This window comes from Phaeovulum sp. W22_SRMD_FR3 (genome assembly GCF_052113705.1).
Taxonomy (GTDB): domain Bacteria; phylum Pseudomonadota; class Alphaproteobacteria; order Rhodobacterales; family Rhodobacteraceae; genus JBGQOG01.
Genome location: NZ_JBGQOG010000001.1, coordinates 181,858 through 198,438 on the forward strand (window position 1 = coordinate 181,858; position 16,581 = coordinate 198,438).

The 16,581-nt window shown below is 65.4% G+C and carries 17 protein-coding genes; 8 read left to right on the forward strand and 9 right to left on the reverse strand.

Going from position 1 to position 16,581, the window contains the following annotated elements:
- The first annotated feature begins 5 nt into the window (after positions 1–5).
- The 5 genes from ACEN2S_RS00850 to ACEN2S_RS00870 all read left to right on the forward strand — a co-directional run bounded on the left by ACEN2S_RS00850 (position 6) and on the right by ACEN2S_RS00870 (position 6,923).
- A complete protein-coding gene (locus ACEN2S_RS00850) occupies positions 6–1,394 on the forward strand; it encodes an aldehyde dehydrogenase family protein (RefSeq protein WP_441861123.1) in 1,389 nt (462 codons plus the stop codon).
- Positions 1,391–2,542 (forward strand): iron-containing alcohol dehydrogenase, encoded by a 1,152-nt coding sequence (locus tag ACEN2S_RS00855; RefSeq protein WP_441861125.1) that lies wholly within the window; start codon positions 1,391–1,393, stop codon positions 2,540–2,542. Before ACEN2S_RS00850 ends, ACEN2S_RS00855 begins: the two co-directional genes overlap by 4 nt.
- 149 nt (positions 2,543–2,691) lie before the next feature.
- Positions 2,692–3,936, forward strand: coding sequence for an NAD(P)/FAD-dependent oxidoreductase (locus ACEN2S_RS00860; protein ID WP_441861128.1), 1,245 nt, complete (start codon positions 2,692–2,694; stop codon positions 3,934–3,936).
- Positions 3,937–4,089: 153 nt separating this feature from the next.
- A complete protein-coding gene (locus tag ACEN2S_RS00865) occupies positions 4,090–6,213 on the forward strand; it encodes a YjbH domain-containing protein (RefSeq protein WP_441861130.1) in 2,124 nt (707 codons plus the stop codon).
- Positions 6,210–6,923, forward strand: coding sequence for a YjbF family lipoprotein (locus ACEN2S_RS00870; RefSeq protein ID WP_441861132.1), 714 nt, complete (start codon positions 6,210–6,212; stop codon positions 6,921–6,923). Before ACEN2S_RS00865 ends, ACEN2S_RS00870 begins: the two co-directional genes overlap by 4 nt.
- A 190-nt stretch (positions 6,924–7,113) precedes the next feature.
- On the opposite strand, the gene ACEN2S_RS00875 is transcribed toward ACEN2S_RS00870, so the two are convergent.
- From ACEN2S_RS00875 to ACEN2S_RS00890, 4 genes are all read right to left on the reverse strand, one after another.
- The gene (locus ACEN2S_RS00875; protein WP_441861135.1) at positions 7,114–7,308 is read right to left on the reverse strand and encodes a hypothetical protein; all 195 of its coding nucleotides are present in this window, start codon (positions 7,306–7,308) and stop codon (positions 7,114–7,116) included.
- A 306-nt stretch (positions 7,309–7,614) separates the two neighbouring features.
- Positions 7,615–8,403 (reverse strand): iron chelate uptake ABC transporter family permease subunit, encoded by a 789-nt coding sequence (locus ACEN2S_RS00880; RefSeq protein WP_441861137.1) that lies wholly within the window; start codon positions 8,401–8,403, stop codon positions 7,615–7,617.
- A complete protein-coding gene (locus ACEN2S_RS00885) occupies positions 8,396–9,232 on the reverse strand; it encodes an ATP-binding cassette domain-containing protein (protein WP_441861140.1) in 837 nt (278 codons plus the stop codon). The genes ACEN2S_RS00880 and ACEN2S_RS00885 overlap by 8 nt, the downstream gene beginning before the upstream one ends.
- The gene (locus tag ACEN2S_RS00890) at positions 9,229–9,747 is read right to left on the reverse strand and encodes a Fur family transcriptional regulator (RefSeq protein ID WP_441861142.1); all 519 of its coding nucleotides are present in this window, start codon (positions 9,745–9,747) and stop codon (positions 9,229–9,231) included. The genes ACEN2S_RS00885 and ACEN2S_RS00890 overlap by 4 nt, the downstream gene beginning before the upstream one ends.
- A gap of 84 nt (positions 9,748–9,831) precedes the next feature.
- Here ACEN2S_RS00890 and ACEN2S_RS00895 point away from each other — a divergent pair, with 84 nt between their 5' ends.
- The 3 genes from ACEN2S_RS00895 to ACEN2S_RS00905 all read left to right on the forward strand — a co-directional run bounded on the left by ACEN2S_RS00895 (position 9,832) and on the right by ACEN2S_RS00905 (position 12,791).
- Positions 9,832–10,938, forward strand: coding sequence for a zinc ABC transporter substrate-binding protein (locus ACEN2S_RS00895; protein ID WP_441861144.1), 1,107 nt, complete (start codon positions 9,832–9,834; stop codon positions 10,936–10,938).
- 182 nt (positions 10,939–11,120) lie between these two features.
- On the forward strand, positions 11,121–12,248 hold the full coding sequence (locus ACEN2S_RS00900) for an aldose epimerase family protein (protein WP_441861146.1): 1,128 nt from the start codon (positions 11,121–11,123) through the stop codon (positions 12,246–12,248).
- Positions 12,249–12,251: 3 nt separating this feature from the next.
- Positions 12,252–12,791, forward strand: a complete 540-nt coding sequence (locus ACEN2S_RS00905; protein ID WP_441861148.1) for a GbsR/MarR family transcriptional regulator — start codon at positions 12,252–12,254, stop codon at positions 12,789–12,791.
- A gap of 55 nt (positions 12,792–12,846) precedes the next feature.
- On the opposite strand, the gene ACEN2S_RS00910 is transcribed toward ACEN2S_RS00905, so the two are convergent.
- The 5 genes from ACEN2S_RS00910 to ACEN2S_RS00930 form a co-directional block, all read right to left on the reverse strand.
- Positions 12,847–13,392, reverse strand: a complete 546-nt coding sequence (locus tag ACEN2S_RS00910; RefSeq protein WP_441861151.1) for a helix-turn-helix transcriptional regulator — start codon at positions 13,390–13,392, stop codon at positions 12,847–12,849.
- A 30-nt stretch (positions 13,393–13,422) separates the two neighbouring features.
- Complete coding sequence (locus ACEN2S_RS00915) at positions 13,423–13,944, reverse strand: hypothetical protein (protein ID WP_441861153.1); 522 nt, start codon at positions 13,942–13,944, stop codon at positions 13,423–13,425.
- A gap of 68 nt (positions 13,945–14,012) precedes the next feature.
- Positions 14,013–14,501, reverse strand: a complete 489-nt coding sequence (locus ACEN2S_RS00920) for a hypothetical protein (protein WP_441861155.1) — start codon at positions 14,499–14,501, stop codon at positions 14,013–14,015.
- A gap of 199 nt (positions 14,502–14,700) precedes the next feature.
- Positions 14,701–15,933: a tryptophan synthase subunit beta gene (trpB, locus tag ACEN2S_RS00925; RefSeq protein WP_441861157.1), complete on the reverse strand. Its 1,233-nt coding sequence runs from the start codon at positions 15,931–15,933 to the stop codon at positions 14,701–14,703.
- Position 15,934: 1 nt separating this feature from the next.
- On the reverse strand, positions 15,935–16,576 hold the full coding sequence (locus tag ACEN2S_RS00930; RefSeq protein WP_441861160.1) for a phosphoribosylanthranilate isomerase: 642 nt from the start codon (positions 16,574–16,576) through the stop codon (positions 15,935–15,937).
- Positions 16,577–16,581: the final 5 nt, after the last annotated feature.

Genomic DNA, 16,581 nt, shown 5'->3' on the forward strand with positions numbered 1-16,581 from the left:
ACCCGATGAGCAAAACAATCCAATGTATCTCGCCCGTGGATGGGCGCGTCTATGCCGAACGGCCCAGCCTGAATCAGGTGGATGCCGAGGCAATGGTGGCCCGCGCCCGCGCGGCGCAACCCGCCTGGGCCGCGCGCCCCATTGCCGAGCGCATCGCGCTGGTCAAGGCCGGTGTCGCGCGCCTGAACGAGATGAAAGACGTTCTGGTTGAGGAACTGGCCTGGCAAATGGGCCGCCCGACCCGGTACGGCGGCGAATTTGGCGGTGTGAATGACCGCACCAATTACATGTCCGAGATCGCCGAGGCGACCCTCGCGCCGATGGTGGTCGAAGCCTCCGACGCCTTTGAGCGCCGGATTGAGCGCACGCCTCTGGGCGTGGTCTTTGTGCTGGCGCCCTGGAACTACCCCTATCTCACCGCGATCAACACCATCGTGCCCGCGCTGATCGCCGGGAACACGCTGGTGCTGAAACACGCCAGCCAAACGCTGGTGGTGGGCGAGCGTCTGGCCGAGGCCTTTCATGCGGGCGGCGTGCCGGAGGATGTGTTCCAGAATGTCGTGCTCAGCCATGAAGTGACCGAAAAGCTGATCGCTGACCGCGCCTTCAACTTCGTCAACTTCACCGGCTCGGTCGCGGGCGGTGCGGCGATGGAGCGCGCGGCGGCGGGCACCTTCACCCCGCTCGGGCTGGAACTGGGCGGCAAGGATCCGGGCTATGTCCGCGCCGATGCAGATCTGGATGCCGCGGTGGACAGCCTGATGGATGGCGCGATGTTCAACGCCGGTCAGTGCTGCTGCGGGATCGAGCGGATCTATGTTCACGAAAGCCTCTATGACGCTTTCGTCGAAAAGGCCGTGGCCTGGGTCAAGGCGCTGAAACTCGGCAATCCCTTCGACGCCGCCACCACCATCGGGCCGATGGCCAACAAGCGTTTTGCCGCCGTGGTGCGCGAACAGGTGGCCGAGGCGATTGCCGAAGGTGCCACCCCGCTGATCGACCCTGCCCTCTTCCCCGAGGATGACGGCGGCGCCTATCTCGCGCCGCAGATCCTCGTGAATGTGAACCATGAGATGCGGGTGATGCGCGAGGAAAGCTTTGGCCCCGTCGTCGGCATCATGCCGGTCTCGGGCGATGACGAAGCGATCGCGGTGATGAACGACAGCCCCTATGGCCTGACCGCCTCGATCTGGACGCGCGACGCCGAGGCCGCGGGCATGCTGGGGCAACAGCTGGAAACCGGCACTGTCTTCATGAACCGCTGCGACTATCTCGATCCGGCGCTCTGCTGGACCGGCTGCAAAGACACCGGGCGCGGCGGCAGCCTGTCGCCGCTCGGCTATATGGCGGTCACCCGCCCGAAATCCTTCCATCTGAAAAAGGTGCAGAAATGATCCCGACCGCCAACTGGTCCTATCCGACGCTGATCAAGTTCGGACCGGGCCGCATCAAGGAACTGGCCGACCATTGCAAGGCGGTCGGGCTGAAAAAGCCGCTCTTGGTGACCGACAAAGCCCTCTCGACCCTGCCGATCACCGCCGCTGCGCTGGATATTCTGGACGCGGCAGGCCTTGGGCGGGCGGTGTTTTCCGAGGTGGATCCGAACCCGAATGAGAAGAACATGGCCGATGGCATCGCGGTCTACCTCGCGGGCGGCCATGACGGGGTGATCTGCTTTGGCGGCGGCTCCGCGCTCGATCTGGGCAAGATGATCGCACTGATGGCGCATCAGGCGCCGGGCCTCTCGGTCTGGGATCTCGAGGATATCGGCGATTGGTATACCCGCGCCGATGCCGCAAAAATCGCGCCGATCATCGCGGTGCCGACCACGGCGGGCACCGGCTCGGAAGTGGGCCGCGCCGGGGTGCTGACCAATTCGGAAACTCACAAGAAAAAGATCATCTTCCATCCGAAACTGCTGCCCGCGGTCACCATCTGTGACCCGGAACTGACGGTGGGGATGCCGAAATTCATCACCGCGGGCACCGGCATGGATGCACTGGCGCATTGCCTTGAAGCCTATTGCAGCCCGTTCTACCACCCGATGAGCCAGGGCATCGCGCTGGAAGGCATGCGGCTGGTGTTTGAGAACCTGCCGAAAGCCTATGCCAACCCGACCGACCTTGAGGCGCGGGCGCATATGATGTCGGCCGCCGCCATGGGCGCGGTGGCCTTCCAAAAGGGTCTGGGCGCGATCCATTCGCTCAGCCACCCGATCGGCGCGGTTTACGGCACGCATCACGGCACCACCAATGCTGTGGTGATGCCGATGGTGCTGGATTACAACCGCAGCGCCATCGAAGACCGCATCGAAAAAGCCGCCGCCTATCTCGGCATCGCGGGCGGCTTTGACGGCTTCCGCGCGGCGATCATGGCGCTGCGGGCGGAGCTTTCGATCCCGGAAAACCTCACCGCGATGGGCGTTGATCCTGCCCGCCTCGATGAGTTGACCGAAATGGCGCTGGAGGATCCCTCCTGCGGCGGCAACCCGATTGAGATGACGCGCGAAAATACCCGCGCTTTGTTCGGGGCCTGCATGTAAAACCCTCCGCCGGAGCTTCTGACCACGGTCGGAAGCCTCCGGCGGGGATATTTACAACGAAGCAATTGCTGGGCTCTCAGGCTTGCTTCGTTGCAAATATCCCCCGCGGAGCGATCCGCCCTCTCCACCCCAGCACACAGGCGGCAAGCATGACCGGCTTTCATCAAACCGAGATCGCGGTGATCGGCGCGGGCGTCGTCGGGCTGGCCATCGCGCATCGGCTGGCGCGGGCGGGACATGAGGTGGTGGTGCTCGACCCCAACCCGCCGGGCTCGGGGGCGTCCTATGGGAATGCGGGCACGATTGCGGATTACGCGGTGCAGCCGGTGGGGACACCTGCCGTGCTGAAAAACCTGCCATCATTGCTGTTTGACCGCATGTCCCCTCTGACCATCCGCCCCGCAGCGCTCCCGAGCCTGACGCCCTGGCTGTTGCGCTTTGCCGCGCAATCGCTGCCCGGGCCCGCGCGGCGCAACGCGCAGGCGCTGGCGGCGCTTTTGGCTGATGCCACGCCGCGCTGGACGGCGCTGGCCGCCGAGATTGACGGGGCCGCGCTGATGCAGGCGCAGGGCTGTCTCTATCTCTATGACCGGCCAGAGCAGGCGGCGGCGGCGGCGGCAGATCTCAGCTTCCGGCAGGCGCTGGGGATCGAGCTTGACATGCTTTCCGCCCAGGAGCTTTCCGCGCTGGAACCCGGATTGCCGCCGATGGCGGGGGGGGCGGTCTGGTTCCGGCAGGCACAATTTCTGAGCGATCCCGGGGCAATGGTCGGGCGGTTGGCCGCGGCGGCCTGGGCGGCGGGGGCACAGTACCAGCCGCGCACGGTCAGCCTGATCACGCGGCAGATGAACGGGATCAAGCTGACCGGCCCCGGGCTGACGCTGACAGCACGCAAGGTGGTGATCGCGGCGGGGGCCCATTCACGGCAGCTGGCATGGATGGCGGGCGATGCGGTGCCGCTGGATACCGAACGCGGCTATCATCTCGAATGGGACATGGCTGAGCCGCCGCTGACCCGCCCCGCCTGCCCCACGGCGCGCGGTTTTTACTTTTGCCCGATGGCGGGCCGGTTGCGGGTGGCGGGCACGGTGGAGCTGGGCGGGCTGACCGCGCCACCCTCGCCGCACCGTCTGGCGAAATTGCTGGAGGGCGCACGGGCCTATTTCCCCGATCTCGGCACGCCGGACCGCGAATGGATGGGTTTTCGCCCCTCGATGCCCGACAGCCTGCCGGTGATCGGCGCCAGCCGCGCCGGGGCGGATGTGATCCATGCCTATGGTCACGGCCATATCGGTCTGACCCTCGCCCCGGTCACCGCCGAGATTGTAAGTGACCTGATCGCCGGCCGGGCCACGGCCGCGGCGGCAGAGGCCTGCAGGGTCACCCGGTTCTGACGGGCCGCGCGGGGCTGTTGCGATGCGAACCGTTGCAGCGCTGCCCACCAGCAAGGCTTTGCCACTGCGAGGACCAAAGCCTATCGCCTCGCGGCTTAATCCCTGTATATAGGGTGCACGGATATGTGAGACGGGGGAATTCGAGTGGCTGGAATGCGCAGGATCGCAAAACGGATCGGAGCCCGCAGCCTGGGCGGTCTCGCCTTGGCGCTGCTGGGAGGGGCACCGCTGGCGGTGGCAGATCCGCTGATTGGTGTGACGCGCAACAGTTTCGGGATGCCCGGCCTGATCGACATGCCAAGCGCCGAAGCGCGGCCCGATGGCACCCTGGGGGCCACCGTCTTCAATTTCAACGGCACCACCCGCGGCACGTTCTCGTTCCAGATCGTGCCCCGCCTGTCGGCCAGCCTGCGCTACTCGCTGGTGCCGGGGCTGATGCCAGGGAATGAGGATCTCTACGACCGCTCCTTTGACATGCAGTTCCAGCTGATGGATGAGGGCCCGATTCGTCCCGCCATCGCCATCGGCCTGCGCGACATTGTCGGCACCGGGGTTTACTCGTCAGAATATATCGTCGCCACCAAATCAATCGGTCCGCGCCTGCGGGTGACCGGGGGTCTGGGTTGGGGGCGCCTCGGCAGCACCGGCGCCATCGGCAGTTTCGGCGCGCGCGAGCCCTATGATTTCAGCTCGACCGGCGGCAAGTTCAACGCAGGCCAATGGTTCAAGGGCGATTTTGCGCCCTTCGCCGGTGTGGCCTATATGCTGAACGACAAAGTGACGCTGAAGGCCGAATATTCCTCGGACGGCTATGACCGCGAAACGGCGGTCGGCGAGATGAAGGCCAAAAGCCAGCTGAACTTTGCGGTGGATTACCGGTTCAACGACAACGTCAATGTCACCGGCTATTACATGTACGGCAACAAGGTGGGCCTGCAGTTCAACCTGAACATCGACCCGCGCAAACCGCCCTTCCCCTCCGGCATCGAGACCGCGCCGCAGCCGGTTCTGCCGCGCCCCAGCCGTGCCGCCGATCCCGAGGGATGGGCGGGCACCTGGAGCGAGGACCCGACCGCGCGTCCCGCCATTCAGAACGCCGCCGCCGCCGCCCTGGCCAAAGACGGTCAGATCATCGAATCCATGTCGCTCAGCGCCACCCGTGCGGAAGTGCGGGTGAGCAACGAGACCTATGGTGCCGAGCCGCAGGCTCTGGGCCATACCGCCCGCATCCTGACCCGCGCGCTGCCGCCGTCGGTTGAAACCATCGTGATCACCCCGGTCACCCGTGGCATTCCCGCCTCCTCCATCACCTTCCGGCGCAGCGATCTGGAATCGATGGAGAATGGCAATTCCTATGACCTGCTGCCCCGCATCGGCATCTCGGATTCCCGCGCCGCGGGCACCGAAGAGCTGCACCTGACCGAGGGTCTGTTCCCGCGGTTCAAATGGGCGCTGACCCCCTATGCCGAAGCCTCGATCTTTGACCCGGATGATCCGTTCCGCATCGACCTCGGGTTGACGCTGGCGGGCAGCTATGAATTCCGCCCCGGTCTGGTCCTGTCGGGCGCGATCAACCAGCGCGCCATTGGCAATCTGAGCGACAGCACCCGGGTCTCGGACAGCACCGTCTACCATGTGCGCTCGGATCTGGTCGAATATCAAAAGCGCGGCGATCTGGCGATCCAGAACCTGCAGCTGGCCTGGTATGGCCACCCTGCCGAGAACGTCTATTCCCGCGTGACCGTGGGTCTTCTGGAACGGATGTATGGCGGTATCTCGACCGAAATCCTGTGGAAGCCCGTGGACAGCCGCCTCGCGCTCGGGGTGGAGCTGAACTATGTGCAGCAGCGCGGCTTTGACCAGCGCTTCGACTTCCGTGATTACCGCACGGCCACAGGGCATGCTTCGGTCTATTATGACATCGGCGCGGGCTTCAACACCGAGCTGGACGTGGGCCGCTATCTGGCCAAGGACTGGGGCGCCACGCTCACCGTTGACCGGGAATTCTCGAACGGCTGGCGCGTGGGTGCCTTTGCCACCGTGACCGACATGTCGGCAGACGACTTTGGTGAAGGCTCCTTCGACAAAGGCATCCGCGTCACCATCCCGGTGGCCTGGACCACGGGCAAGCCCTCGGTGAACAAGGTTAATACGGTCATCCGGCCGCTGAACCGCGATGGCGGGGCGCGTCTGGACGTTGATGGCCGCCTCTATGACACGATCCGTCAGGCGCATACCGGCGATCTTTATGACAGCTGGGGGAGATTCTGGCGATGATGACGCATCCGCGGCCCGGCACACGGGCCCTGCGGTGGGCGCTGGCGGCAACGCTGGTCCTCTCTGCCTGCGGCAATGACACCAACAAGACCGAGAATGCTCAGGTGGCAGGCGGCGTGATCCGCGATGTTGTGGCACTGGTCACGCCGAAAAAGGCCCCGGACGAGACGAAGGCCGTCGCCGGCGACGATGAGGCCCTCGCCCAGGCTGCCCTGCGCTCGCTCAAGACGCCTGCGATGATCGCGACGATCGAAAGCACCGGCAGCCGCAGCGTGCTGGGGATGATCGGCGAAAACGGCACGATGCGCACCTATGCCACGCCCACGCAGCAGGCGATGATTTTCCGGCAGGGCATTCTGGTCGGCACCCGCGGCCTCGGCCATGACATGATGTCCGCCGAGGTGGATGCGGTGGCGCAGCTGATCCGCGAACGCCGCGCGGGGACGGTGCCGGTCACCCTGCGCTACCTCGATGGTCTGGGGCTGGAGCGGCCGCTGCCGGTGACCTGCACGGTCAGCACTGGCGCGGAACAGGCCTTTGACTTTGCGGGCAGCCATTGGCAGGGCCAGCAGGTCATTCAGACCTGCACCGACAATGGTGCGAATTTCACCAACAACTACGTGGTCAGTGCCAGCGGCGATATCTTGCTGTCACGCCAATGGATTGGCCCGAACCTGGGGTATGTGACGCTGCGGGTTGTCCGCCTCTGAGCAGGCCCTGAACCGGCCGGAGCCCAGATATGAAAAAGCCCCGTCCCTTGTGGAGCGGGGCTTTTTTCTGTTGCGCCGCGCCGTCTGCCGGCGGCGCCTGGCACCCTGCCCGCATGTCCGGACGTCAGATAAAAGTAAGGCCGGAAAGCTTGCGCTTTCCGGCCAAAAGATCCCTGCGGGACCCTAGCGATTAGCTGTCCGAAGCAACGGCAGCGATCACGCCCAGCAGCAGCAGAGCCGGAACGATCAGGCCAGCGTTCGAGGACGAGCCGTTGTCTTCAACAACGACCGGGGTCGCTTCGACGACCGGGGCAACGTAGCCACCAGCGAACGAGGCGCCAGCGGTCATGGTCAGGGCGATAGCGAGAGTAGCGATTTTTTTCATGGTGTGCTCCGTCTTTACTGTGGAAGGCCGTCGCATTCGACAGCATCGAAGCGACATTTACATAAAGACATGGGATTGCAAAGGGGAATTCGCAGCGAAGAATCGGCGGATTGTTAAACTGTTGCAGTTTAGCCAGCACCCTTGCCGCACCGCAGCATAATTCCGTCAATAAAGACAGGGGTTTCACGACAAAACCAATAGAGGAAGCTGAAATAAAACAATAATTTCGGACGGAACCGTTTCCGTCGCCCGCGCGTTTCCTCCGGTGAAGGCCTGTCCTCACCCGCGCGGGCCCGATGGGGAAATTTACCTTTTCAACCGGCCGATCAGCAATGCTCCGCCGAAGAGCACCGATGCGCCGGTCACGATCGACGGACCCGCAGGCGTGTCAAATTGCAACGAAGCCGCGAGCCCCGCCAAGACCGACAATGCCCCCGCAATCGTCGCGCCCAGCGCCATCTCTTCGGGCGTGCGCGCGAACTGCCGGGCGGTGGCGGCCGGCACGATCAACAGGGCGGCAATCAGCAGCGACCCGACGATCTTGATCGCGACCGCCACCACCAGCGCCAGGGCAAGAACCAGCACCAGACGCTCGCGCCGCGGATCATGTCCGGCGGCGACAGCCAGGTCTTCGTTCAATGTGGTGGTCAACAGGGCCTGCCAGCGCCAGATCAGCAGCGCGAGCACCAGCACCGCGCCCCCCCAGACCACCGCCAGATCCGTGCGGCTGACCGCGAGGATGTCCCCGAACAACCAGGCTGAAAGATCGACCCGCACGCCGGTGAGGAAAGACGCGGCCACCAGACCCACCGCCAGCGCCGAATGCGCGAGCACGCCCAGCGTGGTGTCCATCGCATGCCCGCGCCCGGCCAGCCCCGCCACCGTCACCGCCATCGCCAAAGCCACCGCCAATGTCCCGACATAGACAGACACCCCGAACCCCAGCGACAGCGCCACGCCCAGAATCGCTGCATGGGCGGTGGCATCGCCAAAATAGGCCATGCGCCGCCAGACGACAAAGGCCCCCAGCGGCCCTGTTGCCAGCGTGACCCCCACCCCAGCCAGCGCCGCCCGCAGCAAGAAGTCATCAAACATGGCGGTGCTCCGTCGGGGTTAGCGCTGGCTCATGGCCGCTGTGATCATGCAGAACAGGCGCCGCTGCACCGCCGACTCCGCCCACCGCATGGGCGTGATCATGCGGATGCGCGCAGTTCTCATCATGTTCGTGATCGTGCAAATGTTGATAGAGCGCGAGTGCGCCCCCCGTGCCCAGCCCGAACAGCGCCCGGTATTCCGGCGCCGCGCGGACCACTGTCGGGGTGCCCTCGCAGCAGATATGCCCGTTCAGACAGATCACCCGGTCCGAGGCCGACATCACCACATGCAGATCATGGCTGACCATCAGCACCGCACAGCCGCTGTCGCGGCGCAGCTCCTCGATCAATTTGTAAAATGCCGCCGTGCCGGGCTGGTCCAGCCCCTGCGTCGGCTCATCCAGAATCAGCAGCTGCGGCTCGGCCAACAGGGCCCGCGCCAGCATCACCCGCTGCAACTGCCCGCCCGAGAGGCCCGCCATCGGCCGCCGCTCAAGGCCCGCCACCCCGGTCCGCTCCAGCGCCGCCCCGGCGGCATGGTCGCTCACCCGCTTGGGCAGCGACAAAAAACGCCGCACGGTGAGCGGCAGGCTGGCATCAATATGCAGCTTTTGCGGCACGTAGCCGATGCGCAACCCGGCCTGGCGCTGCACCTCACCCTCGGCGCCCCGCTCGGCACCGATCAACGCCTTGATCAGCGTCGATTTTCCGGATCCGTTCGGCCCGACAACGGTGACAATCTCGCCGGGGTCGATGGCAAAGTTCACCCCGGCCAGAACCACTTGCCCGCCGTGACTGACGGTCAGGCCGCGCGCCTGCAGCAGGCTCATGCCGGGGCCTCCACCGGAGCCGCGGGTGCGGCCAGACAGACCGGGCACAGGCCCAGCGCCTCAATATTGACCCGCTCCACCACAAAGCCCAGATCCGCCGCCGCCCCTTCCAGCGCGCTGCGCACCGGTGCCGCCGGCGCCTCGGCCACGCTGTTGCACTGACGGCAGATCAAGAACACCGGCGCATGATCCTCGCCCGGATGCATGCAGGCGGCAAAGGCGTTCAGCCGCCGGATCCGGTGGGCCAAGCCATTCTCGACCAGAAACTCCAGCGCGCGGTACGCCACGGGGGGCTGTTTGCCGTAACCTTCGGCCCCCAGCCGCTCGAGCACCTCATAGGCCCCGAGGGCGCGGTGCTCCTCCAGCAAGATCTCCAGCGCGCGCCGGCGCACCGGCGTCATCCGGCCGCCATTCTGCGCAATCACCGCTTCGGCACGCGCCAGAACACCGCCGGTGCAATGGCTGTGATCATGCGCGGAAAAGGCCAGTTCGGGCGTCGCGTCGGGATGCGTCATGTTATTTTATCACATTTCTCTTGACCTGTTACAGTATAACATACAAAAGCCTGCCCCAAGATGCAACAACTCCCCGGAGATCCCATGCCGCTGCCGTATCACCCTCAGCCCGTCCTCGCCCGCCTTGCCTGCAGCGCAGCACTGGCCCTGCCGCTCTGGGCGGGTGCCGCCGCCGCAGAAGTGCCGCAGGTGGTGACCGACATCCCCCCGGTGCAATCCCTGGTGGCGATGGTGATGGGCGATCTCGGCACGCCCGGGGTCTTGTTGCCGCAGGGCGGTGATCCACACAGCTATCAGCTGCGGCCCAGCCAGGCGCGCGATCTGAGCGAGGCCGGGCTGGTGGTCTGGGTCGGGCCGGAACTGACCCCCTGGCTGGACCGCGCGCTGACGAATGTTACCAGCAGCGGCACCACGCAACTGGGCCTGCTGGCCACCCCCGGCACGATCTTGCGCGCATTTGCCGAGGATTCGCCCGAAACGGCAGAGCTGGCCGAAGAAGCGGCCGACGCACAAAGCGCAGACGGCGCGGGCGGTGGTCATGACCACGATCACGCGGACGACCACGACCACGCGCATGACCACGCCGATGACCACACGCACGATCATGACCACGATCACGACCACGACCACGCGGAGGATCACGGGCACGATCACGGGCATGACCATGGCTTCCGCGATCCGCATGCCTGGCTCGACCCGCAAAACGCGCAGGTCTGGCTGCGCCAGATCGCTGAAACCCTCGGGCAGATCGACCCCGAACATGCCGCGCTTTATGCGCAGAATGCTCTGGTTGCCTCGGAACGTCTGGCCACCCTCGACAGCACGCTGCAGGCCGAACTCGCGCCGGTGCGCGACAAACCGTTTCTGGTCAGCCATGATGCCTACCGGTATTTTGTGGCGCATTACGGCCTGACGCAGGGCGGCACGATTTCGCTGGGGGATGCGGCGGCACCGGGTGCGGCGCGGCTGAGCCGCCTACGGGGTGAAATGCAAGCTGCCCGCGCCGTTTGCGCTTTCCCGGAGGCCAATCACGACCCCAAGCAGATGGCGCAGCTGATCGAGGGGACGCCCGTCCGCCAAGGGGCTGCGATCGACCCGGCGGGCAGCACCCTCACCCCCGGCGCCGACCTTTATGAACGGCTGCTGAAGGAAATGGCGAGCGCCCTGCGCGACTGCCTCAGCGCCGGGTAATCCGCGCCATGGGCCCGTCCCGCATCGGCGGGCCGAACCTGCCGTTGCGCCATGCTTGATCCCCGGCGCCAGACCCTGTCTTATGGGCGCCGGAACGGCCTTGGGAGCAAGCGCCGCATGAGGGTAACACCGCGCGCCGCCACACAAGACGGCGGCAGGGCGCGGGGCAAAGGCAGGGCAGGATGAAAACGACAGGTGAGGGCGCCATCCCGGCCGCCCATGGGGCAATCGCTGCGCCAGATCAAAACGGCGCCGATATCCGGCCCTTTGGCCAGCTGAGCGATGGGCGGGAGGTCAGCGTCATCACCCTGACCGACGGTGAGTTGCGGGTGCGCATCCTCACCCTCGGGGCTATTTTGCAGGATCTGCGGCTGGCCGGGGTCAGCTGGCCACTCGTGCTCGGCTCAGACCTTCTGGCGGCCTATGAAGGGCCGGTCGGCTGGTTCGGCGCGGTGGTGGGCCCGGTGGCCAACCGGCTGCGGGGGGCGCGTGCCCCGCTGAACGGCGCAGAGCTGCAATTTGTCGCCAACAATGGCGCTGCCGTCCTGCACGGCGGCCCCGTCGGCACCTCGGGCCGGATCTGGACGGTGGAAGCCGCCAGCCCCGCGCATGTGGTGCTGCGGCTTGAGCTGGCGGATGGCACCGAAGGCTTTCCCGGCAACCGGGTGATCCGCGCCGAATACCGCATCCTGCCGCCCGACCGCCTGCAATTGCGGCTGACCGCCGAGACCGACGCCCCGACGCTGATGAACCTCGCGCATCATCCCTATTGGGCACTGGACGGGGCCCGCGGCACCGAGACCCTGACGCTGCAGGTGGCGGCGGATCATTTCCTGCCCGTCGATGATGCCATCCTGCCCACCGGAGAGATTCGCGCCGTGACGGGGATGCGGGATCTGCGCCAGGGGCGCGGCATGTCGGATTTGCCAGCGCTCGACCACAATTACTGCCTGATGCCCGGCGGTCCGGGGGCGGCGACCACGCGCACGCTGACGCCTGCCGCGCGGCTGACCGGCGCCCGGGGCGTGTCGCTGGAGATTGCCACCACGGCGCCCGGCCTGCAGATCTACGACGGCGCGCATGTGAACACCGCCCCCTTCCCCGGCCTGATGGGCACACCCTATGGCCCCGGCGCGGGTGTCGCCCTCGAGGCGCAGCTTTGGCCTGATGCGCCGCATCACGCGGATTTTCCGTCCATTTCGATGCTTCCGGAAAGTTCGTGGGAACAGGTGACGGAATACCGCCTGACGCGCGTAGAAGCAGAAGGACAGATTCCGCGCGCGCGGACCGACCCAGATCAAGCGGAGTGAAGCATGACGATTGCCGGCAATCTTCCACGAACCCCCCCCGGCCAGACAGAACTCGCGGCGCTGTTTGCCGATATGGCGCCCGGTCTGGGCCTGTCACGGCCCGCGGGCGCCTGCTTTGCCACGATCTGGCGCGCCGCGCAGGCACCTTGTGCTGATGATCTGGTGCGGGATCTGGGGATTTCCCGGTCGAATGTCTCAATCGCGCTGAAAGAATTGCGGCAATGGGGCATGGTCCAGATTGCCCGCACACCGGGTGACCGGCGCGAGTTTTTTGTGGCACCTGCCGACCCTTGGGCGCTGGTGCGCCAGATCATCGCCGAACGGCAGCGCCGCGACCTCGCCTCGGCACTGGACCGGCTTTATGCGATTGAAACCCTGAGCCAGGATCCCCGCATCAGCAGCCTGTGCGAGGCGGTGGAGACCGTGTCTGGCTGGATGGCGGGGCTGAGCCGTCTCGATTCTGCGGATCTCGCACAGCGCCTGTCGGATGAAACCCCGGATACCGACGAGGCCAAGAAGAAAAAGAAGAAGAAAAAGGCCTAGGCCCGCGCCCTAAAGCCCTTGCCGCTCGCCGGGCCCCTGTCCCTAGGCCCCTGTCCTAGGCCCGTGCACGCAGCGGGGGCAGATCTCCCGGCGGGTTTTTGGGCGCCTCCGGCTCCAGCAGATCCTCGATAAATACCGCCAGAAGTTGCGGGCGGCCGCTGACCCCGGCCTTGCGGTAAATCGCATTCGTCTGCGCCTTGACCGTCCCCTCCGAGGTGTTGCGCAGCTGGGCGATTTCGGCCGTTGACATGCCCTTGATGGCAAACAGCGCCACGTCGCGCTCGGCCGGGGTCAGGTGCCATTCGGCAAACCGCTCGGCCAGCAGGTCCATGAACGCGCCCGAGGCCCGGCGGAGCTGCTCTTGTGCCCGGTGGCGCGCGCGCAGGCTGACAAACAGGGCCGCGGCCCCCAGAACAAGCCCCAGCACCAACCCCAGCGCCGCGCCCATCTCAATGATTTCGCGGGTCTTCCAGCTGATCGGCTCGGCATAGATGCCAAACAACGACATCAGAATATCCGACACGAAAAACAGCGCGCAAACCGCCTGAACCAGCAGGATCACTCCGATCAGAACTGAGCCTAACCAGCGGGGCCGTTTCATTCCCGGCCTCCGCGCGCGCAGATCGTGGCGCTACCGGTCATCACTGTCCTCGCTGTCGTCTGAGCTGTCGTCGGACCCGTGGCCCGAGCCGCTGCCCGAGTTGCTGCCGGAATGATCGTCGGAACCTGAATCGTCCTCCCCGCTATCGTCGTCATCGCTGCCGGAACTGCCCGAGCCAGAGTTGCCCGAACCGGAATCATCGGATCCGGTCCCGCTGCCGGAGCTGCCACTTCCCGAACTGCCGCCAGAACTCCCCGAGGAACCCTCGGTGATCACCACGTCACTTTTGGCGGCACGGGCGCTGGACGCGAGGGGTTTCCAGAAGTCGCGCAGAATCTCGCCCGTGGCCGGATTGACGATGATCTCGCGCTGCGCCTCGCTGTTGCGGGCCAGAATGCGGGTGCGTCCCAGCCAGGTCCGCTCAACGCTGACCGCCGAATAACCCTGCGCATAGAGCTGCTTGACGATCTGATCCGGCGCGCTCTGCGCAAGGCCAAACTGCGGCCAGACCAGCAGCGTGGTCAGGCCGAACAGCAGCTGGCGTTTTGACATCGGACCCCGCATCTCACTCCCCTTCCCGACGGTCGCGCGGGACCGGTGCGCGCGCGACCGAAGTGCCCTCAAGACCGGCTGCCGGAATCATCCGAGCCCGAATTGCTGTCGTCATCGCTGTCATCTGAGCCGTGATCATCCCCATGGTCACCCCCGTGATCATCCCCCCGATCATGGCCCGATCCATCATGGCTGTCATCCCCCGAGGAATCATCATCATGGCTGTCATCGTTACCGTTATGGTGGCCGCTGTCATCATCGGACGCGGATGCGCCATCGTCGCTGCCGCTCCCGGGGCCGTTCCCCGCCGGCGCGGTGCCGTCCAGCGCATGGGCTTCGGATTTGACCACGTCGCCCGTCGTGCTGTCATAAATGACCTCAACGCGCTGACCATTGCGTGTGGCCTCAACCTTGATCGTATCGGCCCCCGAGCGGACCTCGATGTCGGTATAGCCCTCAGCGCTGAAGGTGCTCATCACGCCCTCCGGGGTGATCGCTGCAAAGGCCGGTGCGGCAAGCAACAGGCTGGCCACCAACGGAAGATAAATCTGACGCATCTCACTCTCCTCGCTCCGGCATCTCCCTTGGATGCCTGTTGCCATCTGGGAGCCGCCTGACCGGTCCGTCCATGCGCCAGCGGGGATAAAGAGCGCCGCTAAACTCTGTGCCAAAGCCCATAAACCATAGTTTATGCTGCAAAAAGCCCCGCCTTTTCAGGCGGGGCTGGTGCAAATCCGTCAGATGGCGGTTACCTGCTCAGATCTTCATATCAAAGCCGAGATGCTTGGCGACGGTGAAGATATCCTTGTCGCCGCGCCCGCACATGTTCATCACCAGAATATGGTCTTTCGGCAGCGTGGGCGCCAGTTTGATCACATGGCCCAGCGCATGGCTCGGCTCCAGCGCCGGGATGATTCCCTCGAGCTGGCAGCAGAGCTGGAAGGCTTCCAGCGCTTCGGTGTCGGTGATGTTCACATATTCCGCGCGGCCGGTATCGTGCAGCCAGGCGTGTTCCGGCCCGATCCCCGGATAGTCGAGACCCGCCGAAATCGAATGCCCCTCCAGGATCTGCCCGTCCTCATCCTGCAACAGATAGGTGCGGTTGCCGTGCAGCACGCCGGGACGGCCGCCGGTCAGGCTGGCGCAATGCTCCATCTTCTCATCGACGCCGTGGCCCCCGGCCTCAACGCCGATGATCTTGACCGTTGGCTCATCGAGGAATTCATAGAAGAGACCCATGGCGTTCGAGCCGCCGCCGATCGCCGCGATCAGCGTGTCGGGCAGACGGCCCTCGCCCTCCTGCTCGGCCAGCTGCCAGCGGACTTCCTTGCCGATGATCGACTGGAAATCGCGCACCATCGCCGGATAGGGCGCGGGGCCCGCCACCGTGCCGATGCAGTAGAAGGTGTCGCGCACATTGGTCACCCAATCGCGCAAAGCATCATTCATCGCATCCTTCAGCGTGCCCCGGCCCGAGGTGACCGGAATCACTTCCGCCCCCAGAAGGCGCATGCGGAAGACGTTCGGCGCCTGCCGCTCAACATCGGTGGCGCCCATATAGACCACGCATTTCAGCCCGAAACGCGCGCAGACGGTGGCGGTGGCCACGCCATGCTGCCCGGCGCCGGTCTCGGCGATGATCCGGGTCTTGCCCATCCGCATCGCGAGCAGGATCTGCCCCAGCACATTGTTGATCTTATGCGCGCCGGTGTGGTTCAGCTCATCGCGCTTGAGATAGATCTTGGCACCGCCCAGATGCTCGGTCAGCCGCGGCGCATAATAGAGCGGCGAGGGGCGGCCCACGTAATGCTTCCACAGATCGTCCATCTGCGCCCAGAAGGTGGGATCGGTCTTGGCGAATTCGTATTGCGCTTCCAGCTCGAGGATCAGCGGCATCAGGGTTTCCGACACGAAACGCCCGCCGAAAATCCCGAAACGACCCTGCTCGTCCGGGCCGCTCATGAAGCTGTTGATGAGGTCTTCGGCCATGTCAGTTCCCCTTCGCCGCGGCAATGAACGCCGCAATCAGATCCGTATCCTTGATTCCCGGCGCGCTTTCAACGCCCGATGACACATCCACCTGCCGTGCGCCGGTCAGTCGCACCGCCTCTGCCACATTCTGCGGCGTCAGCCCGCCCGCCAGCATCCAGGGCTTGGTCCATTTCCGCCCGGCGATCAGCCGCCAGTCAAAGGCAAGACCGTTGCCGCCAGGCAAGGCCGCGCCCTTCGGCGCCTTGGCATCGACCAATATCTGATCCGCCACCGCCTCATAGGCCGCCAGCTGCGCCAGATCCCCGGGGCCCGCCACCCCCACAGCCTTCATCACCGGCAGGCCATAGCGCTGGCGGACCTCGCGCACCCGCTCAGGCGTTTCCTGCCCGTGCAGCTGGATCATGTCGAGCGGCACATCGGCGGAAATCGCGTCCAGCTCGGCATCGCTGGCATTCACCACCAGCGCCACTTTCGCGATGCCCATCGGCACATCAATCGCCAGGGCGCGCGCCATGGCAATCGAGACATTGCGCGGGGATTTTTCGAAAAACACAAAGCCCACATAGCTCGCCCCGCCTGCGATGGCGGCGACAAGATGTTCGGGCTGGCTCAGGCCACAGATTTTGACGCGGGTATTCATGTGCC